General features: G+C 71.7%; 22 protein-coding genes and 1 pseudogene. 13 read left to right on the top strand and 10 right to left on the bottom strand.

Features of this window, described 5'->3' with window-relative positions; translation table 11 throughout:
• Positions 1-62 precede the first annotated feature (62 nt).
• The 3 genes and pseudogenes from ABZ656_RS08120 to ABZ656_RS08110 form a co-directional block, all read right to left on the bottom strand.
• Positions 63-2,078 carry an NADPH-dependent 2,4-dienoyl-CoA reductase gene (locus ABZ656_RS08120; protein WP_360265694.1) on the bottom strand — a complete coding sequence of 672 codons (2,016 nt, stop codon included), beginning with the start codon at positions 2,076-2,078 and terminating at the stop codon, positions 63-65.
• Between the two features lie 600 nt (positions 2,079-2,678).
• A pseudogene (locus ABZ656_RS08115) lies at positions 2,679-3,089 on the bottom strand (IS110 family transposase); the annotation flags it as partial.
• Positions 3,090-3,536: 447 nt separating this feature from the next.
• Positions 3,537-4,292, bottom strand: coding sequence for an SDR family oxidoreductase (locus ABZ656_RS08110; RefSeq protein ID WP_101407425.1), 756 nt, complete (start codon positions 4,290-4,292; stop codon positions 3,537-3,539).
• A gap of 128 nt (positions 4,293-4,420) precedes the next feature.
• On the opposite strand from ABZ656_RS08110, the gene ABZ656_RS08105 reads away from it, so the two are divergent.
• The 3 genes from ABZ656_RS08105 (at position 4,421) to ABZ656_RS08095 (ending at position 6,158) form a co-directional block, all read left to right on the top strand.
• Positions 4,421-4,855, top strand: coding sequence for an Rrf2 family transcriptional regulator (locus tag ABZ656_RS08105; protein ID WP_075032814.1), 435 nt, complete (start codon positions 4,421-4,423; stop codon positions 4,853-4,855).
• A 47-nt stretch (positions 4,856-4,902) separates the two neighbouring features.
• Complete coding sequence (locus ABZ656_RS08100; RefSeq protein WP_360265690.1) at positions 4,903-5,802, top strand: LysR substrate-binding domain-containing protein; 900 nt, start codon at positions 4,903-4,905, stop codon at positions 5,800-5,802.
• A gap of 158 nt (positions 5,803-5,960) precedes the next feature.
• Positions 5,961-6,158: a hypothetical protein gene (locus tag ABZ656_RS08095; protein WP_101407428.1), complete on the top strand. Its 198-nt coding sequence runs from the start codon at positions 5,961-5,963 to the stop codon at positions 6,156-6,158.
• A 1-nt stretch (position 6,159) separates the two neighbouring features.
• On the opposite strand, the gene ABZ656_RS08090 is transcribed toward ABZ656_RS08095, so the two are convergent.
• On the bottom strand, positions 6,160-6,486 hold the full coding sequence (locus ABZ656_RS08090; RefSeq protein WP_101407429.1) for a hypothetical protein: 327 nt from the start codon (positions 6,484-6,486) through the stop codon (positions 6,160-6,162).
• An 86-nt stretch (positions 6,487-6,572) separates the two neighbouring features.
• Positions 6,573-7,355: a putative protein N(5)-glutamine methyltransferase gene (locus ABZ656_RS08085; RefSeq protein WP_360265686.1), complete on the bottom strand. Its 783-nt coding sequence runs from the start codon at positions 7,353-7,355 to the stop codon at positions 6,573-6,575.
• 287 nt (positions 7,356-7,642) lie between these two features.
• On the opposite strand from ABZ656_RS08085, the gene ABZ656_RS08080 reads away from it, so the two are divergent.
• Positions 7,643-8,101 carry a MarR family winged helix-turn-helix transcriptional regulator gene (locus ABZ656_RS08080; RefSeq protein ID WP_101407430.1) on the top strand — a complete coding sequence of 153 codons (459 nt, stop codon included), beginning with the start codon at positions 7,643-7,645 and terminating at the stop codon, positions 8,099-8,101.
• A 31-nt stretch (positions 8,102-8,132) separates the two neighbouring features.
• Here ABZ656_RS08080 and ABZ656_RS08075 read toward each other — a convergent pair whose 3' ends face one another.
• Positions 8,133-8,885: a GNAT family N-acetyltransferase gene (locus tag ABZ656_RS08075; RefSeq protein ID WP_101407431.1), complete on the bottom strand. Its 753-nt coding sequence runs from the start codon at positions 8,883-8,885 to the stop codon at positions 8,133-8,135.
• On the bottom strand, positions 8,882-9,802 hold the full coding sequence (locus ABZ656_RS08070; protein ID WP_360265682.1) for an NADP-dependent oxidoreductase: 921 nt from the start codon (positions 9,800-9,802) through the stop codon (positions 8,882-8,884). Before ABZ656_RS08070 ends, ABZ656_RS08075 begins: the two co-directional genes overlap by 4 nt.
• A gap of 243 nt (positions 9,803-10,045) precedes the next feature.
• Here ABZ656_RS08070 and ABZ656_RS08065 point away from each other — a divergent pair, with 243 nt between their 5' ends.
• A complete protein-coding gene (locus ABZ656_RS08065; RefSeq protein ID WP_101407433.1) occupies positions 10,046-10,651 on the top strand; it encodes a sulfite oxidase-like oxidoreductase in 606 nt (201 codons plus the stop codon).
• A 4-nt stretch (positions 10,652-10,655) separates the two neighbouring features.
• Entirely contained in the window at positions 10,656-11,411 is a 756-nt protein-coding gene (locus tag ABZ656_RS08060; RefSeq protein WP_360265679.1) for a ferredoxin reductase, read from the top strand.
• Between the two features lie 88 nt (positions 11,412-11,499).
• Here ABZ656_RS08060 and ABZ656_RS08055 read toward each other — a convergent pair whose 3' ends face one another.
• Positions 11,500-12,315 carry a universal stress protein gene (locus ABZ656_RS08055; RefSeq protein ID WP_360265676.1) on the bottom strand — a complete coding sequence of 272 codons (816 nt, stop codon included), beginning with the start codon at positions 12,313-12,315 and terminating at the stop codon, positions 11,500-11,502.
• 245 nt (positions 12,316-12,560) lie between these two features.
• Between ABZ656_RS08055 and ABZ656_RS08050 the strand changes: the two genes are divergently transcribed.
• The 3 genes from ABZ656_RS08050 to ABZ656_RS08040 all read left to right on the top strand — a co-directional run bounded on the left by ABZ656_RS08050 (position 12,561) and on the right by ABZ656_RS08040 (position 16,537).
• Entirely contained in the window at positions 12,561-13,145 is a 585-nt protein-coding gene (locus tag ABZ656_RS08050) for a hypothetical protein (RefSeq protein WP_360265673.1), read from the top strand.
• A gap of 142 nt (positions 13,146-13,287) precedes the next feature.
• Complete coding sequence (locus ABZ656_RS08045; RefSeq protein ID WP_101407436.1) at positions 13,288-15,189, top strand: helix-turn-helix domain-containing protein; 1,902 nt, start codon at positions 13,288-13,290, stop codon at positions 15,187-15,189.
• Positions 15,190-15,571: 382 nt separating this feature from the next.
• A complete protein-coding gene (locus ABZ656_RS08040) occupies positions 15,572-16,537 on the top strand; it encodes an acetylxylan esterase (RefSeq protein ID WP_101408429.1) in 966 nt (321 codons plus the stop codon).
• Between the two features lie 28 nt (positions 16,538-16,565).
• Here ABZ656_RS08040 and ABZ656_RS08035 read toward each other — a convergent pair whose 3' ends face one another.
• Positions 16,566-17,615 carry a phosphatidylinositol-specific phospholipase C domain-containing protein gene (locus ABZ656_RS08035; RefSeq protein WP_180362701.1) on the bottom strand — a complete coding sequence of 350 codons (1,050 nt, stop codon included), beginning with the start codon at positions 17,613-17,615 and terminating at the stop codon, positions 16,566-16,568.
• Between the two features lie 197 nt (positions 17,616-17,812).
• Here ABZ656_RS08035 and ABZ656_RS08030 point away from each other — a divergent pair, with 197 nt between their 5' ends.
• The 3 genes from ABZ656_RS08030 (at position 17,813) to ABZ656_RS08020 (ending at position 20,121) form a co-directional block, all read left to right on the top strand.
• Positions 17,813-18,979, top strand: coding sequence for a serine hydrolase domain-containing protein (locus tag ABZ656_RS08030; RefSeq protein WP_101407438.1), 1,167 nt, complete (start codon positions 17,813-17,815; stop codon positions 18,977-18,979).
• 180 nt (positions 18,980-19,159) lie between these two features.
• The gene (locus ABZ656_RS08025; protein ID WP_101407439.1) at positions 19,160-19,900 is read left to right on the top strand and encodes a GntR family transcriptional regulator; all 741 of its coding nucleotides are present in this window, start codon (positions 19,160-19,162) and stop codon (positions 19,898-19,900) included.
• 23 nt (positions 19,901-19,923) lie between these two features.
• A complete protein-coding gene (locus ABZ656_RS08020) occupies positions 19,924-20,121 on the top strand; it encodes a hypothetical protein (RefSeq protein ID WP_360265667.1) in 198 nt (65 codons plus the stop codon).
• 349 nt (positions 20,122-20,470) lie between these two features.
• Here ABZ656_RS08020 and ABZ656_RS08015 read toward each other — a convergent pair whose 3' ends face one another.
• Entirely contained in the window at positions 20,471-21,313 is an 843-nt protein-coding gene (locus ABZ656_RS08015; RefSeq protein ID WP_101407440.1) for a class I SAM-dependent methyltransferase, read from the bottom strand.
• 54 nt (positions 21,314-21,367) lie between these two features.
• On the opposite strand from ABZ656_RS08015, the gene ABZ656_RS08010 reads away from it, so the two are divergent.
• Positions 21,368-22,963: an alpha-amylase family glycosyl hydrolase gene (locus tag ABZ656_RS08010; protein WP_360265663.1), complete on the top strand. Its 1,596-nt coding sequence runs from the start codon at positions 21,368-21,370 to the stop codon at positions 22,961-22,963.
• Positions 22,964-23,054 lie beyond the last annotated feature (91 nt).

Here is a 23,054-nt window from a genome sequence, read left to right as displayed (position 1 = left end):
GTCATCCTAGGGACGCCGGACCGAGGCCCCGGGCGCGACCGCCCCGGCCGCGGCTCGCCCGGTCACAGCGCTGCCGCCAGCTCCGTACCCTGCTTGATGGCGCGCTTGGCGTCCAGCTCGGCGGCCACGTCGGCGCCGCCGATGAGGTGCACGCTGCGCCCCGCCGCGGACAGTTGCTCGTACAGGTCACGGCGCGGCTCCTGGCCGGTGCACAGCACGACGGTGTCGACCTCCAGGACCTGGCTGTGGCCCTCGACGGTGACATGCAGTCCGGCGTCGTCGATCCGGTCGTACTGGACGCCCGGAACCATGGTGACGCCCCGGTGCTTGAGTTCGGTGCGGTGGATCCACCCGGTGGTCTTGCCGAGTCCGGCGCCGACCTTGGAGGCCTTGCGCTGAAGGAGGTGGACCGTGCGCGGCGGGGCAGGGCGCTCGGGTGCGGCGAGGCCGCCGGGTGCCTGGTAGTCCATGTCGACGCCCCAGTGGCGGAAGTACGTCGCCGGGTCCTCGCTCGCCTTGTCGCCGCCGTCGGTCAGATACTCGGCGACGTCGAAGCCGATGCCGCCGGCGCCGAGGATCGCGACCCGGTCGCCGACGGGGGCGCCGTCGCGCAGGACGTCGAGGTAGCCGACGACGCTGGGGTGGTCGACGCCGGGGATCTCGGGGGTGCGCGGGCTGACGCCGGTGGCGACCACGACCTCGTCGTAGGCGGAGACGTCCTCGGCGGCAACGCGGGTGTTCAACCGGACGTCCACGCCGTGCAGTTCGAGCTGGGTGCGGAAGTAGCGGATCGTCTCGTCGAACTCCTGCTTGCCGGGAACCTTGCGGGCCACGTTGAGCTGGCCGCCGATCTCGCTCGCGGCGTCGTAGAGGGTGACGTCGTGGCCGCGTTCGGCCGCGGAGACCGCGCAGGCCAGGCCGGCGGGCCCGGCGCCGACCACGGCGACGCGCTTGCGCAGCCGGGTCGGTGCGAGGACGAGTTCCGTCTCGTGGCAGGCGCGCGGGTTGACCAGGCAGGAGGTGATCTTCCCGCTGAAGGTGTGGTCGAGGCAGGCCTGGTTGCAGCCGATGCAGGTGTTGATGGCCTCCGGCCGCCCGGCCGCCGCCTTGGCCACGAAGTCGGGGTCGGCGAGCATCGGTCGGGCCAGCGACACCATGTCCGCGTGACCTTCGGCGAGCAACTGCTCGGCGAGTTCGGGGGTGTTGATGCGGTTGGTGGTGACCAGGGGGATGGAGACCGCGCCCATGACCTTCTTGGTCACCCAGGTGTAGGCGCCGCGCGGCACGGAGGTCGCGATGGTGGGGATACGGGCCTCGTGCCAGCCGATGCCGGTGTTGATGATCGTCGCTCCGGCCGCCTCGACGGCCCGGGCGAGCGTGATCACCTCGTCCAGGGTGGAGCCGCCCGGCACCAGGTCCAGCATGGAGAGCCGGTAGATGATGATGAAGTTCTCGCCGACGGCCTCGCGCACGCGCCGCACGATCTCGACCGGGAAGCGCATGCGGTTCTCGTACGAGCCGCCCCAGCGGTCCTCGCGCTTGTTGGTCTGGGCGGCGATGAACTCGTTGATCAGATAGCCCTCGGAGCCCATGATCTCGACGCCGTCGTACCCGGCCCGCTGTGCGAGCCCGGCGGCACGGGCGTAGTCGTCGATGGTCCGCTCGACCTCGGCGTCGGTGAGCGCGTGCGGCGGGAAGGGGCTGATCGGGGCCTGTAGGGCGCTCGGGGCGACCAGGTCCTGGTGGTAGGCGTAGCGCCCGAAGTGCAGGATCTGCATCGCGATCTTCCCGCCCTCGCGGTGCACCGCGGCGGTGATCTCGGTGTGCTGCTCGGCCTCCGCCTCGGTGGTCAGCTTGGCGCCGCCCTCGTACGGCCGTCCCGCGTCGTTGGGCGCGATGCCGCCGGTGACGATGAGACCGACGCCGCCGCGGGCCCGGGTCGCGTAGAACTCCGCCATGCGCTCGAATCCGCGCTCGGCCTCCTCCAGGCCCACGTGCATGCTGCCCATGAGTACGCGGTTGGGCAGCGTGGTGAAGCCAAGGTCGAGCGGGTTCATCAGGTGCGGGTAACGGCTCATCGGGCCCTCCGTGCGCGGTGTCGTGTGTCTGTTGTAGACGACGGACAACGCCTTATGCAACTAGTTGCACAATGACGGAGGTCACTCGACGAGGGCCGACCGTGCTCCGTGGCGATGGGCGACCCCGCTCCTTGTCGTCGACGGGCGCCCCGCTCCTTGTCGTCGACGGGCGCCCCCGCTCCGTGGCGACGGCCGGCCCCGCTCCGTGGCGACGGCCGGCCCCGTTCCATGGCGACCGGCGGGCCCGTTCCAGGGGTACCGCCGAGGTAGGCCCAAAAGGGTGGGATGATCTTGAAGCGCTGACGGGTCGTCTGCGGATACTGGGATTTCGGCAGCGTCGAGATCCTGCGGATCTCCGGGTGCGGCACGTGGGCCCAGCAGGGCCTTGCCGCCGCCCTGCGCACGGCGGCCGACCTGCTGGAAAGGCCGGGTGCTGACGGCCTGCGGGCGTACGCTGGGCAAAGCCGTCCCGGTGGCCTCCCCCGTGCCACCGGGACGGCTTTCCCGTGCAGAGCGGACGCCGTACCCGAACGTGAAGGAGCAGCAGAGAGTGGGCGCTATCCCCGGCGGCGTCTACGGAGCGATCCGGCTCGCTCTCAGGCGCCGGGTGGTCAGGGTGCGCAAGTCGACGGCGATCTCGTCGCCGGGCCTGAGCAGCCCCACATCCCGGCGGACGCGGGCTTGGTCGGCGATGACGAAGGCGTCCTCCGCGTCGGTTTTTCCCTCGCCCCGGTAGGTGGCCGCCGCTCGGTGGACCGCCAGGCCAGTGAGGTAGGCGACGGGCTGATCACGGGCGATGAGCAGGCCGATCAACAGGGCGGCACCGCCATGGTTGAGATCGACGGCCCACAGCACATCGTCGGACAACGCCAGCACCTCGCCGATCAGCGCCAACAGCTCCGTCCCGTCGTTGAGGATCCGGCGCGACAGGAGTCGTTCGCCCTCCGCGTTGATCACCACGGTGCGATGATGCGTCTTGCCGATGTCCACCCCGGCCCAGATCTCGGCCACGGTCACCTCCGCCAGCTCGTCGTACACCGATCCCGCAGACGACCTCGCCGACGTTGTCTTACGGCAGCGATCGAGGCGCGTCCCCCAATTGGGGGTCGAGTCGTCGCGGGGCTCCGGGCGGCCAAGTCCCGTAAGCCATCAAGCGGCTCAGCCTTTACAGCCATACCCGGAGCCCCCGGGCCCTCCGATCCTACGAACGATCGGCTCAGACCCACGCGTGAAAGGCAGGACAGCCCTTAGGGCTCGCAGAGAAATAACTTGTGGGTTTTGCAGGTGACTTGGCAGATCACCACGTCGCGCGCCCGCATGTTGTTCTTCTGTGAGCCCTTAGAGCTCGTAACACGATCACGATCCGGGCTTCCTGAGGCGTGCCCACGCACGCGCGGGTCGTTGGCGGTGCGCGCCCCGAAGACGGGATTTCCTTCGGGGCGCGGCAGGGGTTCCGGTTCAGGCGTTGTAGCCACCGTGGGCGTCCAGCACCGCGCCCGTGACGTACGACGCGGCGGGGCTCGCCAGAAAGGCGATCGCCGCTGCGATTTCTTCGGGGTGACCCATGCGTTGCAGGGACAGCGAGCTGACCAGGGCCTTGACGGTCTCGGCGTCCGGCCCTTCCATGCCGCCCTCCATCAGTCCGGCTTCCACGACGTTGGCCGTGATGTCCCGGGGCCCGAGGTCCCGTGCGACCCCCATGGTGTACCTCTCGATCCCTGACTTGGTCGCCGAGTAGTCGGCAAGGCCCGGGACACCGACCCGGGAGCCCAGGCCGGAACTCACCGTAATGATGCGGCCGCCCGCGCGCAGCACTCGGGAGGCGGCCCGGATGACGGCGATCACGCCGAGGTAGTTGGTGGCGTGCATCCGGTCCAGTGCGGCGGTGTCGGCGTCCGGGTCGTCCACCGTGCGGCCCTGCTCCACCGAGATCGCCGCGTTGTTGACGAGGATGTCCAGGCCGCCGAAGTGCGCGACCACGTCGTCGATCAGCGCCGGCGCCTGACTCATGTCTGCCTGGTCGGACTTGAAGGCGATGGCCTTCGCTCCCTTGAGGCGCACATCGTCGACGACGGCCTGCGCCTGCTTCTCGGAGCTGACATAGGTGAAGGCGACATCGGCGCCCTGCTCGGCCAGCAGTCGTACGGTCGCGGCTCCCAGTCCGCGCGACCCCCCGGTGACCAGGGCGACCTTGCCCGTGAGTGGCTTGCTCATTCTTCTCACCTCGTTGATTGACCATTCCCGATAGTCGTAACACTAATTGTTACGACACCTGGTTGCAACCATAACTGTTACGACTGTGCTGTCGTAACATAAAGTGTTGCGGCCGAGAGGAGGGGTTCATGAGCGCCAACAGCAGGTTGACCCTTGCCGCCCACGCGCTGGCCTGGATCGGTCTCTACCAGCGCCAGGGCCATGAGGTCGCCACCTCCGAGCAGATCGCGACGAGCGCGAACACCAACCCCGTGGTGATCAGGCGGCTGCTCGGCGAGCTGCGCAGGGCCGGGCTCGTGGAGTCCCGGCGGGGTGTGGGCGCGGGCTGGTCGCTGGCGCGCGAGCTGGGCTCGATGACCCTGCTCGACGTGTACGAGGCAGTGGAACCCGGCCCGCTGTTCGCGATGCACCGCACCACCCCGGACCAGGGATGCGTGGTGGGTTACGGCATCCAGCCGGCGATGCAGGGCGTCTACGAGGGCATCGAGGAGACCCTGAGACACGAGCTGGCCCGCGTCACGCTCGAGAACGTACTCCGGGACGTACTCGCGGCACCTCGCTAGCCTCCCCGTCACGCCCTGACATCACCAAGATCCCCATCCATGCCCCCATGGATCTGGACCTGCGCAAACTGCGCTACTTCCTCGCCGTCGCCGACAGGCTGCACTTCGGCCGCGCCGCTGAAGAGCTGCATATCGCGCAGCCGGCGCTCAGTCGGCAGATCCGCGCGCTGGAACAGGATCTCGGCGCCTCGCTGTTCACCAGGGATCGCCACGGCGTGGTGCTGACCGACGCCGGCCGACAACTGCTGGCCGACGCCGGTCCGCTGCTCGCCTCCGCGGACGCGGTCCGCCGCCGGGTGACCGTGGCCGCCCGCGGCAGCCGGCGGCTGGCGGTCGGCTTCCGGACCGGCATCCCGGTCATCCCGGCGGCCAGGGCGTTCGAGGCCCGGCATCCGGACGTGGTCGTGGACGTGCAGCGGATCGAATGGGACGACCAGGCCCCGATGCTGCTCGACGGCCGCATCGACGTCGGCTATGTGCGGCTGCCCATCGACGAGACCGGCCTGCGCGTGACCCCGCTTTACACCGAGCCACTCATGGTGGTGCTGCCCGCAGGCCACCGGTTGGCCGGCAAGGAGGAGGTCACCGAGGCCGACCTAGCCGGTGAGCCGCTGGTCTGGCATGCCGACCCGAGCACGCAGCCCACCAGGCGCCCGCACCCCGACTCCGGGCTCCGGGTGCGCGGCGTGGAGGAGAAGCTCGAGCACGTCGCGGCCGGCCGGGGCATCTCGTTCGTGGGGCGTTCGGAGACAGTGTTCTACTCACGTCCGGACATCAGCTACGTACCGATCCCGGAACTCGCGCCCGACCAGGTGTGCCTCGCGATGGCGGCATCGCGCACCTCGCCGCTGGCCGACGACTTCTTCACCGCGGCGCAAGCGACGGCCGAGATCACGGCAGAATGTGGGAACTATGATTCGGGTGCGGCTCTTCTGAAGGAACGCTGAGATGGCCGGTCACCTGCGAGTTCCGCAACCTGGGTGATCCTGAGGGGCCCCTTCCCGCCACGTTCGTGAGTGCTTGAAGTCCATGAACCACAAGAGGGAGCCCGGTATCACACCGCGCGATACACCCGGACCTGCTGGCGTTCGAGGCCTCCCCCGCTGTGTACGAGAAAAAGAACTGGGAAATCGACGAAGATCTCGCCAGCCACCTGTTGCAGAAGTTCAACCTGGTGGACGAGAGCGCGCTCGCGGAGATATCGCCCGCGACACGGATCGAGCACGTCGCCGACCTGATCAAGCGCCTTGAACGTCGCCGCGGAACTCATCGCGCCTGGAACCGGGTCCGAGAAGTTACATGAGTCACTCGCCCTCGGTACAGGGCCGGACGAACTGGTGCGGATCCTCGACGCGCTCACCGAGTTCGACCGCCTCCCCGCTGAACTCTCCGACGACGAGCGTGAGTTGGCTGCACAGGCAGTCGTACGGCACGAGATCCAGCACTTCAACCGGACCATGGATCTCGAAAGCCTGACCGAGGGCCGCCTGTCGCTGAAGGCCCGACGCGACGTCGTATACGACCGGGGTGTGATGGGCGCGATCGAACGGCTGCTCATCCTCGTCCACGAGCGGCTGACACTGCGCGGGATCCGCCCCGCCCAGTGGCAGGATCTGGGAGCCCAGCGGCAACAACTGGCCCCTTTTGGGCTCACCTCGGCGGTACCCCTTCCATGGCGACGGGCGGGCCCGGGCGCTCGCCGAGCCCGCCTCGCGGGTCAGGCCGCCCGGGACCTGGTGCCGATCACCACGTTCGCGTACAACTCGTCGGAGACGGCCAGCGTGGCGGTCAGGCCGCCGTGGGCGAAGGCCTCGACGGCCGTGGGTGCCTGGCGCTCGCTGGTCTCGACCAGGAGGCAGCCGCCCGGGGCCAGCCAGCGGGGCGCCTCGGCAGTGACGCGGCGCAGGACGTCGAGGCCGTCCGCGCCGCCGTCCAGGGCGACGAGCGGCTCATGGTCGCGGGCTTCCGGGGGCAGGAGGCCGACCTCGCGCGTCGGAACGTACGGCACGTTGGCGGTGAGGACGTCGACACGGCCGCGCAGGGTGTCCGGCAGCGCCTCGAACAGGTCACCCTGGTGGACGTGCCCGCCGAAGGGTGCGACGTTGCGGCGCGCGCAGCGCACGGCGGCCGGGTCGATGTCCGCGGCGTGCAGTTCGGGGCCGCCGAGGGCGGCGGCCAGTGCGGCGCCCACCGCGCCGGAGCCGCAGCACAGGTCCACGACGAGGGAGGCGCCGCGCGCGCGAGCCACGGCCTGGTCGACGAGGAACTCGGTGCGGCGGCGGGGTACGAAGACGCCCGGCTCGACGAAGATGCGCAGGCCGTGGAACCCGGCCCAGCCGAGGACGTGTTCGAGGGGAAGTCCCGAGACACGCCGGTCCACCATGGTGGTGACCTCGTCCGGGGTGCGGGCGGTGGAGAGGATCAACTCCGCCTCGTCCTCGGCGAAGACACAGCCCGCGGAGCGGAGCGCGGCGACAACGGAATCGGAAAGAGGGGACATGAGAGCCGAGAAGCCTTTCGGTGAGCCGAAGGGCGCTCTCGCAGTCACCTACAGGCGGCGATCCGCAGGGTCCTGAGGTGAGAGCACCCGACCTGACACAGCGGTAATGGGTCTCACCTCCTCGGCAACTCCCGGGCTGGGGTGGTCCGCAGCCAGGACGGTCACCTTACAGGAAGGGCCGGACGGCGGCGGAAGCCCTCTCTCGCCTCCGCCGGTCGCGGACCGCCAAGCCTCCGCCTGCCATGGGCCACCAAGTTGTACAATGCAACTAGAGAGAAGGAGCTCCCGTGCATGCAGCCGACGCGTCCGTCGAGACCATCCAGCGCGAGATGACGGCCTTCGCCCGCCGCGCCCGGGCCTCGGCGGGGCGGATGCATCCGGAGCTGTCGCTGGTCTCGTACACCCTGCTGGGTCATCTGGAGGAAAGCGGCGGCTGTCGTGCCACCGACCTCGCCGCGCACTATGCCTTGGACAAGTCCACGGTGAGCCGGCAGGTGGCGGCCCTGGAGCGGGCCGGGCTCATCGAACGCCGAGTCGACCCCGAGGACCACCGGGTGCAGGTGCTCCAGCTGACGGAGGCGGGCACCCGCATCCTCGCCCAGGTGACCGACAGCCGCCGGATCGCGTTCCGTGAGCGGCTCGCGGACTGGCCGGCGGCGGACCTGGAGCGGTTCGCCGCCTATCTGGTGCGGTACAACACTGCGGCGGCCGGGGCGCCGCCCGCCGCGAAGGCCTCCGAGAGCTGATGCTTCACCACCGGAGGCCATTCGGGAGCCGTCAACGGACCCCCACGGCCCGGCCGTCCGTCAGGTGCTCCGGAACCCGTGCCGCCATGAACCGGGTGCTGCGCCGCAGCTTGAAGCCCAGGGACTCGTAGAGCCGGATGGCGTTGATGTTGCTCGCGGCGGTGTGCAGGAAGGGGGTCTCGCCGCGTTCGCGGATGCCGTGCGCCACGGCCAGGATCAGGCGGGAGGCGAGCCCCTCGCCGCGGAAGTCCGGGTCGGTGCAGACCGCGCTGATCTCGGTCCAGCCCGGCGGGTGCAGCCGTTCCCCCGCCATGGCGATCAGCGCGCCGCCGCGCCGGATGCCGAGATAGGTGCCGAGCTCGACGGTGCGCGGCAGAAAGGGACCGGGCCTGGTGCGCTCCACCAGGTCCAGCATCTCGGGTACGTCCGCGGAGCCGAGCCGCACCGCTTCGGCGTCCGGCGCCGCGGCGAGTCCGTCGTCGACGAGCTGGACGCCGTCCAGGCTGAAGATCACCTCCCAGCCTTCCGGGGTCGGCCCGTTGAAGCCGGCCAGCGGGGCCTCACCGCCGGGGCCGACGAGGGCGGCGAGGTCCGCCCAGTCGTCGTCGGTCGGGTGGTCGGGCAGGGCCAGCCACGGCGACACGTCCGCGGGATAGCGCAGGGCGCTGCCCCGGCGTTCGGCGAAGTGGGCGTGCGGGCCGGTCAGCGAGGCGAGGGCGGGGTTGTCCAGCGGGTGCGTGGCGCCGGCCGGCGGACGGGGGCTCGTGAGGCGACGGTCGCTCATCGGGCGACCTCGATCACGATCTTGCCGCGGGCGTGGCCGTCCTCGACCGTGCGCAGCGCCTCGGCGGCCCGGTCGAGGGGGAAGGTCCGCGTCACGAAGGGCCTCAGCCGGCCGTCGACCGCCAGGCGCGCCACCTCGTCGAGGACGGCGGCGGTGCGGGCGCGTTCGACGGGTCCGCCCCCGAGCCGGGCGGCCGTCTCCCGGTCGGCACCGGTGATCAGCTTCGTACGGTCGTCCAGCAAGGTCGCCGCGGCTTCCAGCACCTCGCCCCCGACCAGGTCGAAGACGGCGTCCACCCCGTCCGGCGCGGCGGCCCGCACCCGCTCGGCGAGATCCGGCCCCGACGGGACGTGTACGGCCCCGAGCTCCTCGACGAAGTCCTTCTTGCCCTCGCTCGCGACGCCGACCACGGTGAGCCCGAGAGAGCGCGCGATCTGCGTGGCCACGACGCCGACGCCACCGCCCGCACCGGTGATCAGCACGGTGGCGCCGGAGGGCAGGCCGAGCTGGTGGATCCCGTCGTACGCCGTCGCCGCGGCGACGGGCAGGGCCGCCGCGTCCGTGAAGGAGAGCGCGGCTGGCTTGTGGGCGGTGACCGCGGTCGGCAGCAGGGCGTACTCGGCGTATCCGCCGGCCACCGGGTTACCGAAGACCTCGTCCCCCACGGTGAACCCGGTCACGTCGGGACCGAGCTCCTCGACGACGCCCGCGACCTCGTTGCCGAGGACGGCGGGGAGCTCGCGGGGCCCGGCGCCGGGGCGGGCGTATCCGGTCCGCTGCTTCCAGTCGACGGGGTTCACGCCCGCCGCGCGAACCGCCACGAGTACCTGGCCGGGGCCCGGGCTCGGCCGGTCCTGCTCCACCAGGGCCTCGGTCTCCGGTCCGCCGTACCGGGTGAAGACGTACGCCTTGGGCATCTGCTTCCTCACTCTCCTCCGCCGTCACCACCACGGGCGGCACTATCGGCAAGGAAGATCACGGCGCGGCTATTCCCGGCTCCCGGGAGAGTTCATACGGCCGCAATGATCGGGACCGCACCCGGGCCCGGAGCACGGCCCGCGGTCACGTACGGTTGTACCGCCACGTACGGTTGACTGCGTACGCACCGATCACGCTCGGCCGCGGGCCGCCGCACCCGACGGCCTGGAGGCACCACCGCCATGAACGTCACCCGAGCCTTCACCGGGCGCCCCCGCGTCGACAACGCCGGGCTGCCGCCCGGCCAGTACGACGCGGGCGACGACTGGCCCGTCCTGTCCGCCGAGGTCACCCCCGACCTGGCAGCCGCCGACTGGACCTTCCGGGTCGACGGGCTGGTGGCCGAGCCGCGTACCTGGACCTGGGAGCAGGCGCACGCGCTGCCCGCCTCGGCGTACGAGGGCGACATCCACTGTGTGACGAGCTGGTCGAAGTTCGGGGTGCGCTTCGGGGGTGTCTCCCTGGACGCGTTCCTGGACACCGTGTGCCCGGACGCGTCCGCCACCCACGTGGTCGCCTACTCGCACACCGGGTACACCACGAACCTTCCGCTCGCCGACATCACCGGCGGTCGTGCCTGGATCGTCTGGGAGTACGAGGGGAGGCCGCTGCCCGCCGAACACGGCGGCCCGGCGCGGCTGATCGTGCCACACCTGTACTTCTGGAAGAGCGCCAAGTGGATCGCGGGCCTCAGGCTCCTGGACCACGACGAGCCGGGCTTCTGGGAGCAGAACGGCTACCACGCACGCGGCAACCCCTGGGAAGAGCAGCGCTACTCCGGTGACTGAGACGATGACCGACACGTTCGTACCCCCCACCCGGTTCGCCGTGCCCGGGCGGATCGCGGTGAGCAACCGGGCCGCCGCCATCTGGCAGACCGCCACGCTCACCGAGATCCGCCGGGAGACGCCGGGCGCCGCCACGTTCCGCTTCGCGGCGCCGGAGTGGGCGGGGCATCTGCCCGGGCAGCACCTGATGCTGCGGCTGACCGCCCAGGACGGTTATGTGGCGCAGCGTCACTACTCTCTCGCGTCGCCGCCCGACGACGCCGGGCACATCGAACTCACCCTCGACCACGTCGAGGGCGGCGAGGTCTCCGGCTGGTTCCACACGGTGGCGAAGCCCGGTGACTCGGTCGAGGTGCGCGGCCCGCTCAGCGGGTTCTTCGCCTGGCCCGGCGACCGGCCCGCGCTGCTCGTGGGCGCGGGCTCCGGTGTCGTACCGCTGATGTCGATGCTGCGCCACCATCGCGCCCGCGCGCTGGACGTGCCGCTGCGGCTGCTCGTCTCCGCCCGCGGCCCCGAAGAGCTCATCTACGCGCGGGAGTACGGCGCCGAGACCACGCCCGTCTTCACGCGCACCGCCCCCGAGGGGACGGCCGTGGGACGGCTCGCGGCGGAGCATCTGGCGCCACTGCTGGCCGAGCGGCCGCCCGGTGGCTGGGAGGCCTATGTGTGCGGCTCCAACGGGTTCGCGGAGCACGCCTCGCGGCTGCTGGTGGAGGCCGGGCAGCCGGTGGACCGCATTCGTATCGAACGCTTCGGCTGAGACGCCCTCTTCCCTCGAACCCGGTCGGCTGAGACGTCCCCATCCGTCGAGCCCGGTCAACTGGAACGTCCTCGCCCGTCGAACCCGGTCAGTCGTGCGACACGACCGCTACCGGGCAGCCGGCGTGCCGGATCAGCGACCGCGCGGCGCGGCCCGGACCCCGGCCCGTGCGGCGCCCGACGACCAGCAGACCGGCCCGAGCGGACGCCTCCAGCAGACGGGGGCCGGGATCCCCGTCGACGCGGTGCTCGCTGACCGCGGTCCCGGGGAACCTGTGGCGCCACGGCCGCAGCGTGCTGGTCGGCACGGTCCACGGGTGCACCACGTGCAGCGGCGCCGAGCGGACGGCGGCCGTGTCGAAGGCGTAGCCGATCAGGTCGTCGGCCGAGGCGTCCGGATCGAGTCCGAGGACGACCGGCAGGCAGGGCGCCGTACTCGGCGATGAGCCGTCGGCGACGGGCATCCGTTCGTCCTCGGGGAGTTCGCCCGCGCGCACCAGCACGACCGGGCGGTCGGCGCGGGCCGCGACGCCGAGGGCGACCGAGCCGACCGGGAACCCCCCGCTCCCCGTACGGCCGCGCGAGCCGAGAACCAGCGTCTCCGCCTCGACGGCCGCGGCCAGCAGCGCCGGGACCGCCGGTGTCGCGGTGCGGCGGGCGATGATGTCCAACGCCGGGTGGGCGTAGGAGAGTTCGATGGCGGCCCGGTCGAGTGCGGCGCGGGTGCGCCCGGCGGGAACGTCGGCGTCGCAGACGCGGCCGAGGACGGCCGGTTCGGTCCCCGCGTGCAGCAGCCGCAGGGGGAGCCGGCGGCGCTGCGCCTCGCGGGCGGCCCAGTCGGCCGCGTCCAGGCTGGGCCGCAAGCCGTCGATGCCCACGGTGATCGTCCGCGTGCCGGTGCTCATGGCTCCCGCCTTCCTTGGGGGCGCGACCTCGGGCAACTGCCGTTCGTACGGGGGTCGGTTACGCGCCAGTGCGCGTCGAGTGCTGCTGGATGGGCACAGGTCATGGTGGCTCCTGTTCGCTGCGCGGAGTGGTTCGCGGGTTCCACAGGAGGCACGGATCAGTCACGCCGGGTGAGCCGAATCGTCCCGGTGCGGGGGCTCGTTCGGCCCTCCGCGGGCAAGGCCGTGGAGGCGAGGAGGTGAAGATGCGTACCCGGGTACGCGGTTGGCGCTGGCGTCGCAATCCGCTGCGCCGCCGCTCGGACGTCGTCGAGGCGTGGACGGTCCTGGCCGTCGCCGTGCTGTTGTTCGTCGGTGCGCCACTGGCCGGAGCCGCTGTGGGGTGGTGGCGGTACGACAGCGCGCAGGCACGGGCGGCGGCGCAGCGGGCCGAGCGGCACCGGGTCAGCGCCGTACTCGTCGAGACCGCGCCCGCAGCCGTGCCCTCGCCGCAGGGTGCCAGGCTGCCCACCTTCCGGGTGAAGGTGCGCTGGACCGAGCCGGGCAAGGGGCCGCGGACCGGCGAGGCCCTGGTCCCCGCGGGCGGGCAGCGGGGCGACCGCGTCGCCGTCTGGCTAGATGCGCGCGGCCGGAACGTCGGTCCGCCGGTGAGCGCCGGCTCGGTCTGGCAACACGCGCTGACGACGGGCGCGTCGACCGCCGCGGGGGTCGTGGCCGTCGTACTCGCCTGGCATTTCGCCGTACGGCGGATCGCCGCGCGTCGCCGGCTGGCCGAGTGGGAGCGGGACTGGGCGTGTACGGGGCCCAAGTGGCGACGGCACACGGCTTGATGGCGGGGGTGCCACCCGTCTTGATGGCGGAGGGGTACCAGCCGTCCTGCGTCTTTTTCGCGCACCCCGTACTGCGGTCCGGAGGTGGACGCGCCTACGGTGTCGACAGCGGCCGGTGCGCCATCGACACGGGAAGGACACCATGCCCACGCTGATCAACCTGTGCGAGGAGCCCGACTTCTGTCTTCGGTTCGTCAACGGGGGTCCGATGGCCGACCGCGCGGTCGATTCCGTACGGGTCCTGTCCCTGGCCGCGACCGCGGGCGGCTCGCTCGGTGACGTGAGGGACGCGCTGGTGGTGATCGGTGACTTCTGGGTTTCCGGGCGGACGGCCGTGCACGAGGGGGTCGAGCCGTTGCTGCGTGAGCTGTCGCGGCAGCGGGCCGCCGGAGTCGCCGTGGTGGTCGGGCAGCACGGCGCGCAGTCCGTTCCGGTGGTGATCCGCAGCTCGGCCGTCCGCCTCGGCGTACCGTTGCTGACCACGACGAAGGAGCTGCGCGACTGGCACGAACTGATCCCGCGGCTGCGCGAGTACCGCTACCGGCAGGCCGAATGGCACGCCGATCAGCTCACCGCGCTGCTGAACCGGCTTCCGGACCGGCTCGCCGACGCGAACAGGGACACGGATGCGGACGCGGACGCTGACACGGAGGCGATGCAGCGGATCGCGGACTGGCTGGCGGCCGCCGTGGACGCGGACGTGGTGGTCAGTGATCCCCTGCGCGGTGTACTGGCCGCGGCGCCCGACCACCTCACTCGGCGGCCCCCTCGCGCCGCCTCCCCCCGGACGCACACGGAGTCGCTCCCTCTGAACGCCGCCGGTTCCGGCGCGGTGCTGTCGGTGACCGCCCGCCGTCCGCTCGACGACGTGCGTACCGAGTTGCTGGGGCACGCGGCGAAGGCGCTGGGTCTCATCGACCGGACTCGGTTGCGGGACCAACTGGCCGAGACCCGGCGTGAGGTGCAGCTGAGCGTCCTGCAACTGCTGATGGTGGGTGAGGAGGTGGCGGCCCAGCGTGTGCTGGCCGGCCTCGCGCCGGGGCTGCTGGCGACCGAGTCGGTGCGCGTCCATGTGATCGACTGCGCGCGGGAGGACCGTGAGGTGGCACTCCGGCGGGCGGAGGACGCGCTCGCCGGACGCGCGCTGCTGGCGCGGTGCCCGGTGTTCAATCACCTGATCGTGGTCGATCCGCTCCAGACGGACGAGGACGCTCCGGGCGGTGTGCGCCGCGCGCTGGAGTCGGTCGTCGCCGCACTGCCCGGGCACTGCATGGGCGGCAGCCGGGTGTACGCGCTGAGCGGTGTGGCGGACGCCTACACGCAGGCGGCCGGCACCCTCCTGACGGCGCGCCGGTCGCCCGGCCGGGTCGCGCTGGCCGAACAGCGTGCCGACCTGATGGACGTCCTGCCGCCGGCCGCGGCCCGGCGGTGGGCGGGCACACTGCTGCGCCCGGTGCTCACCCTGCCGGCCGGACAGCGCGAACAGATCGTACGGACACTGGAGTTGGGGCTCGAGTTCCCGCACACGGCCGTCGGCCGGCTGCTCGGCATCCACCGCAACACGGTGACGCACCGCATCAGCAAGGGCTTCGGACTGCTAGGCCTCGACCGCGGCCAGGTCCTGAACCGGGTGGTGGTCTCGACGGCGCTCCAGGTCGTCGTGAAGTACGGTCATGACGCGCATTCGGCGGACCCGGGGGCCGACTTCAGCGCGATGGTGTCCGCTCCGGAGGTCCGCGCCTGGGCCGACTCGTTCCTCGAGCCGCTGCGGGCCGACCGCCGTGATCTGCTGCGCACGCTCCGGGTCTGGCTGGAGAACGACACCCACACCGGGCGGACGGCCGCCGCGCTGGGCCTGGCGCCGGTGACGGTCCGCAGTCACCTGCGGGCCGCCGCACCGCTGATCCAGCGCGACCTGCCGGTGGGCCCGGACGAGTCGGAGGCGCTCGACGGGAACGAGCACGAGCAGGCGCTCAGCGGCGTACGCCCGTTGGCGTTCGCGCTGCACGCCGGCACCGGCCGCCCCTTCCTGCCGCTCGCCTGAGCCCGCTTCTCACCGGCGGCGGACTGTGCACCGGTGAGGGGGCGCGCCCGCCCTCTTGTGCACCGCAACGGCTCCCGTCCGCACCGGCGGCGCGTCCGGCGGCCCGACTGTGCACGCGTGACGTGGCACGGCGGGTCGACGCTTCCTAACGTGGCGCTCGCCCGCCCGACGCCGCGTCGGGGCCGGTGCGAAGGAGGTCGCCGTGAACGCCAACCGCTGGTCGCGCAAGAGTGAGGACGACCGGGCCGGGCGCCGGGACTGCGGTTGGTCCGTGGCCCGCGTCCACGGCCCCGGTGCCTGACCGAAGGGAGGTCTGGCGGCACTCCGGCGTCACACGTACGGTGTGATCATCCGCACCCGTGACGTCAAAAGGTGGTCCTTCATGGCCCAGTTCGACCTCCCCCTCGACGAACTTCGCGAATACCGCAGCGCGTCCGCCGAGCCCGAGGACTTCGACACCTTCTGGGCCAAGACCCTCCAAGAGGCGCGTGAGCACGACCTCGACGCCCGCTTCGAACCCGTCGAGACGCCGCTCAAGACGGTCAAGGTGTACGACGTGACGTTCGCCGGGTTCGGCGGGCACCCGGTCAAGGGCTGGCTCACGCTGCCCGCCTGGGCGAACTCCCCCCTGCCCACGGTCGTCGAGTTCGTCGGATACGGCGGCGGTCGCGGCCTCTCGCACACGCATCTGCTGTGGGCCTCGGCCGGCTTCGCCCACCTCGTGATGGACACCCGTGGCCAGGGCAGCGCCTGGGGCGGCGGCGAGACCCCGGACCCGGTGGGCAGCGCGCCCGCGTACCCCGGCTACATGACCCGTGGCATCGACGCCCCCGAGAACTACTACTACCGCCGGGTGTTCACGGACGGTGTGCGCGCGGTGGAGGCGGCCCGCTCGCATCCGCTGGTCGACGCGGAGCGCGTGGCGGCCGTCGGCGGCAGCCAGGGCGGCGGGATCACCATCGCGGTGGGTGGTCTGGTCCCCGACCTGGCCGCGATCGCGCCCGACGTGCCGTTCCTGTGCGACTTCCCGCGTGCGACGACGCTGACGGACCGGCACCCGTACCGGGAGATCGGCAGCTACCTCAAGACCCACCGCGGCCGCACCGAGGACGTCCTGCGCACGCTGTCCTACTTCGACGGGGTGCACTTCGCGGCGCGCGGGCGGGCGCCTGCCCTCTTCTCGGTCGCGCTGGAGGACCAGACCTGCCCGCCCTCCACGATCTTCGCGGCCTTCAACGCCTGGGACCACGAGGACAAGAAGATCGAGGTCTACGACTTCAACGACCACGAGGGCGGCGGCCCCTACCAGGAGGCGGCCAAGCTGGCCTGGCTGCCCGCGTACCTCTGACACGCCGTGGAGAGGCGACGGCCGGTGTTCAGCCCGCCGTCCCGCGCGGTACGACCGTCGACAGGACGGCGGGCAGGGGGTACCAGTCCGCCGAGACCACGCTGGCGTGCTGCCGGGCGAGGAGGGCGACGCGGTCCAGGGCCTGGGCCTGGGTGGGGTTGGTGGCATCGATGGCCGGGGGCACGTTCTGGCCGTCGGTCATGACGACGAGGTAGTGGCGGTCGTCGTACCAGGCGGTGTCGATGGTGCCGTTCGCGTAGGTGGCGGCGTCGCCGTCGAAGATCACGAACCAGGGGCGGATGGTCGGGTCCGTGTAGCGGGTGCGCGGGTCGCCCGTGGCCGCGTTGTGGACGGCGGGGAAGGCGGCCGCCTCGCGCAGCCGCCCGGCCGCGGCGAGGTCGCGGAGGTGGGTGGCGTACTCGCGGTCGGTCCAGAGCGAGTCGAGGGGGTTGCCCTCCTCGACGGTTCCGGGGATCAGCTCGACCATGAACTTGCCCGCGAGGGCCGAGCGGGCGGGCCAGCCGTCGGCGCGTACGGCCGAGTCGAGGTCGCCGTGGGAGCCGACGACGTCGGCGGGGCGCAGCAGGGCGTCGCCGAGCTTCGCGGTGAGCAGGGCGTCCAGCTGGGCGGGGCCGCGGCCGTTGTTGGCCTGGAAGCCGTCCTTCATCTCGATCTTCAGCTGGATCGGCCGGTGGCCCGGGTGTGCGTCGTGCCAGGCCTTGATGTCGGAGAGGCAGCCGGCGAGGTCGCGGTTGCGGGACTTGGTGCGCAGCTCGGAGGCGTTCGCCGCGTTCTCGCAGTTGTTGTCGTTGCCGATCGGATTGCTGTGCGAGACGCGCCAGGAGGCGCCGAACACATTGGTCCACACGTCGAGTTCGAGCATTCCGGCGCCGGAGTCCAGCGCGTCGGCGAAGTACGTGTACTTGGCCTTGTCGTAGGAATTGTGGACGCCGACCGAGGTGCTGGCGGAGTACGAGAGGTCCGCGGCGGTGGCGCCGGGGGCCGTGGTCAGGGCGAGGGCTCCCGCCGTCGCCACCGCGATCCCGGTACGCGTCAACACCCTCACATGTCTGCGCATGTTCCCCCTGCCTCCTGTGTCTCGGTGGTCAACCGACGTGCAGCGTAGGGGCGTTGGGTGACATTCGGAAGATGCCGCGATGAAGGGACGACGGGCGACGCGACACGTACGGAAGACGGATGCCGTCACACCGCTTCCCACCAGTCCGACCAGTCGGTACGTTCAGGGCCGGAGTCCCGATGGATGACGGAGGTCCCATGACCCAGCCCGCGCCGCATGTTCACGGCCACTGCGACGCCCGCTTCGCGGCGGTGCGCACCGCGTTCGAGGAGAACTTCCAAGGCCGCGACGAGCTCGGCGCGGCCGTGACCGTCACGCTCGACGGCGAGACGGTGGTCGACCTGTGGGGCGGTTGGGCCGACGCGGCACGCACCCGGCCCTGGGAGCGCGACACCCTGGTCAACGTCTGGTCGACGTCCAAGGGGCCGACCTCGCTGTGCGCGCACATCCTGGCCGATCGCGGGCTGCTCGACTTCGACGCCCCGGTGGCCGCGTACTGGCCCCAGTTCGCGGCGGCGGGCAAGGAGTCCGTGCTCGTACGGCATCTGCTGTCGCACCGCGCGGGGCTGGCCGGGCTGCGCGAGCCGCACGATCTGGCCCAGCTCTGCGACTGGGAGCTGACCGTGGAGCGGCTGGCGGCGCAGGAGCCGTGGTGGGAGCCGGGGACCCGGTCCGGGTATCACGCGCTCACCTTCGGCCATCTGGTGGGAGAGGTGGTGCGGCACGTCTCCGGGCTGCGCCCTGGCGCGTTCCTTGAGCGGGAGGTGACCGGGCCCCTCGGAATCGACTTCACCATCGGGCTGCCGGAGAAGGAGGCCGACCGGGCGGCCGAGCTGGTGCATCCGCCGGTCGCGTCGAGCAGTGAACAGGCGGCGATCTTCGCCCAGTTGGCGCCCGCGGCGGTGGCCGCCCTCACCAACCCGCTGGTCGGCGCCACCGAGGCCAACACGGCCGGGTGGCGGGCTGCCGAGATACCGGCGGCCAACGGCCACGGCACGGCCCGCGCGGTCGCGGCGCTGTACGGGATCTTCGCCGGGCGCGGTGCGTACGGCTCCCGGCAGGTGCTCTCCCCGGAGGCCGCGGAACGGGTGCGCGAGGGGCAGGGCAGCTGCCGGGACCTGGTGCTCGGCGCCGGGTTCGAGCACGAGACGGAAGCCGGCCTCGGGCTGTGGCTGAGTGGCCCCAATGGCTCGTACGGCCCCAACCCGAGGGCTTTCGGACACGACGGCTTCGGCGGCTCCTGCGGTCTCGCCGACCCGGAGTCGGGCCTCTCCCTGGGGTACGTCATGAACCGGATGGGCCCCCACATCGCCGACGACCCAAGGAAGATGGCGCTTGTGGACGCCCTGTACAGCGCGCTCTGAGGGCGCCCGCGACGCCCGGTGGGTGCGGGCCGAAACCGGCCGAACCGTCCGACCGCTCTTCCCTCGTGGTTTAGACCAATGCTAGATCTGGTGGCGCACAGAGCCCGCACGGCTACGTCTTGTCACCACGATCAGCACGATCACCCCGCTCACCACGGTCACCTCGCAGGAGGCGCGGACATGGCCCGCACCACCAGTCCATCCAGCACCCACCCGTCCGACCAGGAGCCCCGTTACGCGCGGATCGCCGCACAACTGCTCGGCGAGCTGCGCGACGGGACCGTTCCGCCCGGTGAACGACTCCCGGGGGAAAGAGAGTTGGCCACGCGCTTCGGCGTCAGCCGCGAGACGGTACGGCAGGCGCTGCAGCGGCTGCGGCGAGACGGCCTCGTCTCCACCGACCGGCGCGGCAGCCACGCAACCCTGACCGGCACCACCGCAGAGCACATCCCCTCGCTCGACTTCCCCGTCGGCGCGCACACCGCCGAGCCGTGCGCCGTCCACCGCGCCAGCGTCACCTGGGAGGCTCCTCCGCCCGAGCACGCCGAGGCACTGGGGCTCGCGCCGGCCCGGCCGACCCTCGTTCATCGCTACGAGTCGGCCGCGGCGGACGGCAGCGGACTGCGTACGGCCGTCACCTCCTTCTCCGCCGTCGCCGTGACCGAGGTCGAGGAACTCGCCCGCTACCGCGACCGCGCGGACGGCGCCGCGTCGGCGCAGCTGCGGCGGGCGTACGACTGGATGCGCAAGGCCGGACTGACCCTGCACCACCGGGACGCGATCACACGGCTCCCGCAGTCCGTGCGGGTCACCCGGCGCGTGCACGACCAGTACGACCGGCCCCTGGAGATCACCGAACTGGTGGTAGAGGCCCAACAGGACGCCCTCGTCTACGAGTTCACACTGCCGGCGGCGGGGTGACCCCGGTCCGAGGATGCAGTCATGTGACAGATCCCGGGAGCGCCGTGCGCGACTGGCTTCGAGACACGACCACCAACGACGCACAGCAGATCGAGCGGGCCAACGCCACGGGCCGCGTCCCGGTCGTCTTCGTCCACGGCCTGTGGCTGCTGCCGAGCAGCGGGGACCGGCGGGCCGCTCACCTTCGACCAGTTCCGCTACGGCTTTCGCCAACGCGGTGAGCGAGGAGGAGGCCAAGGAGCTGTACGACACGTTCGCCGTACCGCGCCGGGCGCCCCGCTCTTCCAGGCCGCCACGGCGGACTTCAACCCGTGGACCGAGACCAAGGCCGACGCCGAGAACCCCGACCGCGGCCCGCTGCTGATCATCTCGGGCGAGAAGGGCCACACCGTGCCTTGGGCGACAGCGAACGCCTCGTACAAGAAGCGGCAGCACAACCCGGGCGTCACCGAGATCACGGAGATCCCGAACCGTGGCCACGCGCTGACCATCGGCCACGGCTGGCAGGAGGTCGCCGACACCGCGCTGATTTCGTCCGCCGCTTCGCCTGACCTCCCGGGACAGCGCGCGTCAGCCGGAACCGGAAGCGGCATCCGAAGCGGCGGAGGAGGCGCCGCCGCTTCGGGTGGCCACCACCATCCGGCATCGCGGACTGCCGTCACGCCGCCACCCGAACTCGGGCAGCGCCAGGAGGTCCACCTCGAACCCCGCCCGCCTCAGCTCCCGCTGTACGTCGCCGAGCCGGAACGCCCGGTAGTACATGACGAACGGCGGCCGCCAGACGGCGTTGCGCACCCGCATCGCCGCGTCAAAGCCCAACAGGGCCCAGTACCAGGGCGAACTCGGACGCGGCGGGGCCGTGACCGGGAACGCGAAACGCCCGCCCGGTCGCAGTACGGAGTGGACCTGGCCGAACAGACCCGGCAGCTCGCGCGGCAGGAAGTGCCCGAACGCGCCGAAGCTGACGACGAGATCGAAGACGGCGCCGAAGGGCAGAGCGCGCGCGTCACCCCGTACCCACGCGAGGCGCGGCGACGCCCCCTGGTACACGCCCTCGTACGATCCGGGGCGCGCGACCCCCGGCGCGTCCGCATCCGTACGCTTCAGTTCTCCCGTACCCGCCCGCTCCCGCCCCACGGCCAGCATCCCCGCGCTGATGTCGACCCCGGTGACCCTCTCCCGGCACAGTGCGCTCAGCACCTCCATGCCCGCGCCCGTGCCGCAGCACAGGTCGAGACCGTGGTCGAACGGGCCGATGGGGCCCAGTGCACGGGCCACGGCGTCGAGGATCGCTTCCGGAGTCCGGAACGGCGTGTGGTCGAACTTGGGCGCGAGCAGGTCATAGCCGTGCTCGACGGAGGACAGGGCCTGCGCGGCCAGTTCGCGGAGGGTGGGACCTTGCGGGGTGAACATCGCCCTCAGCTTAGGGGCAGCGCGCGCCCCGGGCGCCGGTCTAGGGTCCCGTTCATGACTTCGTTCCGTCCCGCCCCCGCCTGGCTGGCCGACGCCGTCTTCTACCAGATCTATCCACAGTCCTTCGCCGACTCCGACGGCGACGGCATCGGCGACTTCAACGGGATCGCCGAGCGCCTCGACCACCTCGCGTGGCTGGGCGTGAACACCGTGTGGCTGAACCCGTGCTTCGTCTCACCGTTCCGCGACGCCGGGTACGACGTCAGCGACTACCTGGCCGTCGCACCCCGCTACGGCTCCCTTGACGACCTGGCCAAGCTGGTCGACGAGGCGGGCCGGCGCGGCATCCGGGTCCTGCTGGATCTCGTGGCAGGGCACACCTCCGACGAGCACCCGTGGTTCGAGGCCGCCGCGAACGATCCGGCCGACGACCGGTACATCTGGTCGTCCGAGGGCCGTCCCGGCGGCTTCGTCCCCTCCCCCGGCACCCGTCCGGGCGCGTACCTGCCGAACTTCTTCGCCTTCCAGCCCGCCCTCAACTTCGGCTACGCGCGGGCGAATCCGGCCGAACCCTGGCGCCTGCCGGTCGACGCCGAGGGACCGCGCGCCAACCGGGCGGCGCTGCGCACGATCATGGACCACTGGCTGGGGCTCGGCCTGTCCGGCTTCCGTGTCGACATGGCCGCCTCGCTCGTCAAGGACGACCCGAACAAAACGGAAACCGCCAAGGTCTGGGCCGAGTTGCGGCACTGGCTGGACGACGCGCATCCGGACGCGGTGCTGCTCTCGGAGTGGGGCGAGCCGGAGGTGTCCGTCCCGGCGGGCTTCCACGCGGACTTCTTCCTCCAGTTCGGCGGCCCTACCGACGGCCTCGCCCTGCGCTCGCTGTGGAGCAATGGCGAGGGGACGGTCAACGAGAGCTGGGACCCGCTCGACTGCTTCTTCGACCGCAGCGGCCGGGGTTCACCGCGCCCCTTCCTCGAAGCCTGGGAGAAGGCGTCCACCGCGCTCGGTGCGAGCGGCTTCATCTCCCTGCCCACCGCCAACCACGACTTCTCCCGCCTCAACTGCGGCCCGCGCACACCCGAGCAACTGCCCGCCGCCTTCGCGTTCCAGCTCACCTGGCCGACGCTCCCGGCGATCTACTACGGCGACGAGATCGGCATGCGCTACCTTCCGGGCCTGCCCGACCAGGAGGGCAGCGTTCTCGGTCCCCGCTACAACCGCGCGGGCTCCCGCACACCGATGCAGTGGGACGAGGGCCCGAACACCGGTTTCTCCACCGCCGCGCCGGACCGCCTCTACCTCCCCGTGGACCCGTCGCCCACCCGCCCGACCGTCGCCGCCCAGCGCGCCGACGAGACCTCGCTCCTCCACCTCGTACGCCGCCTCGTCACCCTGCGCACCCACACCCCGCAGCTCGGCTCCCGGGGCTCGGTGGAGGTGGTGCACGCCGGCCATCCGTTCGTGTACCTGCGCGGCGGAAGGTACCTCGTGATCATCAACCCACAGGAACAGAAGGCGAGTTGCGCCTACGACAGTGCTCGCGCCGGGACGCCGGTAGAAGCCGACGGGGTCACGGTGAACGGCTCCACGATCACCGCCGAGGGTTTCGCGTACGGGATCTTCGACCTGGGCCCCGGCCGCTAGGCCCTGTCGTCAAATTCCCGTCTGCCCCGCGACGCCATGCACGCACTCTCACCGCACCAGGCACAGACCCAAGTACGTCCAGTACGAGGGC

Source organism: Streptomyces sp. NPDC007095 (assembly GCF_040634475.1).
In the GTDB taxonomy this organism is placed as follows: Bacteria; Actinomycetota; Actinomycetes; order Streptomycetales; family Streptomycetaceae; genus Streptomyces.
This window is presented reverse-complemented; position numbering and strand designations above follow the sequence as displayed.

Excerpts from the sequence above, each read along its gene's own strand:
- ABZ656_RS08015 (WP_101407440.1), bottom strand. The coding sequence starts at position 21,313 with ATGTTCACCCCGCAAGGTCCCACCCTCCGCGAACTGGCCGCGCAGGCC.
- ABZ656_RS08010 (WP_360265663.1), top strand. The coding sequence starts at position 21,368 with ATGACTTCGTTCCGTCCCGCCCCCGCCTGGCTGGCCGACGCCGTCTTC.
- ABZ656_RS08100 (WP_360265690.1), top strand. The coding sequence starts at position 4,903 with ATGGATCTGGACCTGCGCAAACTGCGCTACTTCCTCGCCGTCGCCGAC.
- ABZ656_RS08075 (WP_101407431.1), bottom strand. The coding sequence starts at position 8,885 with ATGAGCGACCGTCGCCTCACGAGCCCCCGTCCGCCGGCCGGCGCCACG.
- ABZ656_RS08050 (WP_360265673.1), top strand. The coding sequence starts at position 12,561 with ATGCGTACCCGGGTACGCGGTTGGCGCTGGCGTCGCAATCCGCTGCGC.
- ABZ656_RS08035 (WP_180362701.1), bottom strand. The coding sequence starts at position 17,615 with ATGCGCAGACATGTGAGGGTGTTGACGCGTACCGGGATCGCGGTGGCG.
- ABZ656_RS08110 (WP_101407425.1), bottom strand. The coding sequence starts at position 4,292 with ATGAGCAAGCCACTCACGGGCAAGGTCGCCCTGGTCACCGGGGGGTCG.
- ABZ656_RS08070 (WP_360265682.1), bottom strand. The coding sequence starts at position 9,802 with ATGCCCAAGGCGTACGTCTTCACCCGGTACGGCGGACCGGAGACCGAG.
- ABZ656_RS08120 (WP_360265694.1), bottom strand. The coding sequence starts at position 2,078 with ATGAGCCGTTACCCGCACCTGATGAACCCGCTCGACCTTGGCTTCACC.
- ABZ656_RS08025 (WP_101407439.1), top strand. The coding sequence starts at position 19,160 with ATGGCCCGCACCACCAGTCCATCCAGCACCCACCCGTCCGACCAGGAG.
- ABZ656_RS08060 (WP_360265679.1), top strand. The coding sequence starts at position 10,656 with ATGACCGACACGTTCGTACCCCCCACCCGGTTCGCCGTGCCCGGGCGG.
- ABZ656_RS08105 (WP_075032814.1), top strand. The coding sequence starts at position 4,421 with ATGAGCGCCAACAGCAGGTTGACCCTTGCCGCCCACGCGCTGGCCTGG.
- ABZ656_RS08040 (WP_101408429.1), top strand. The coding sequence starts at position 15,572 with ATGGCCCAGTTCGACCTCCCCCTCGACGAACTTCGCGAATACCGCAGC.
- ABZ656_RS08055 (WP_360265676.1), bottom strand. The coding sequence starts at position 12,315 with ATGAGCACCGGCACGCGGACGATCACCGTGGGCATCGACGGCTTGCGG.
- ABZ656_RS08045 (WP_101407436.1), top strand. The coding sequence starts at position 13,288 with ATGCCCACGCTGATCAACCTGTGCGAGGAGCCCGACTTCTGTCTTCGG.
- ABZ656_RS08085 (WP_360265686.1), bottom strand. The coding sequence starts at position 7,355 with ATGTCCCCTCTTTCCGATTCCGTTGTCGCCGCGCTCCGCTCCGCGGGC.
- ABZ656_RS08030 (WP_101407438.1), top strand. The coding sequence starts at position 17,813 with ATGACCCAGCCCGCGCCGCATGTTCACGGCCACTGCGACGCCCGCTTC.
- ABZ656_RS08065 (WP_101407433.1), top strand. The coding sequence starts at position 10,046 with ATGAACGTCACCCGAGCCTTCACCGGGCGCCCCCGCGTCGACAACGCC.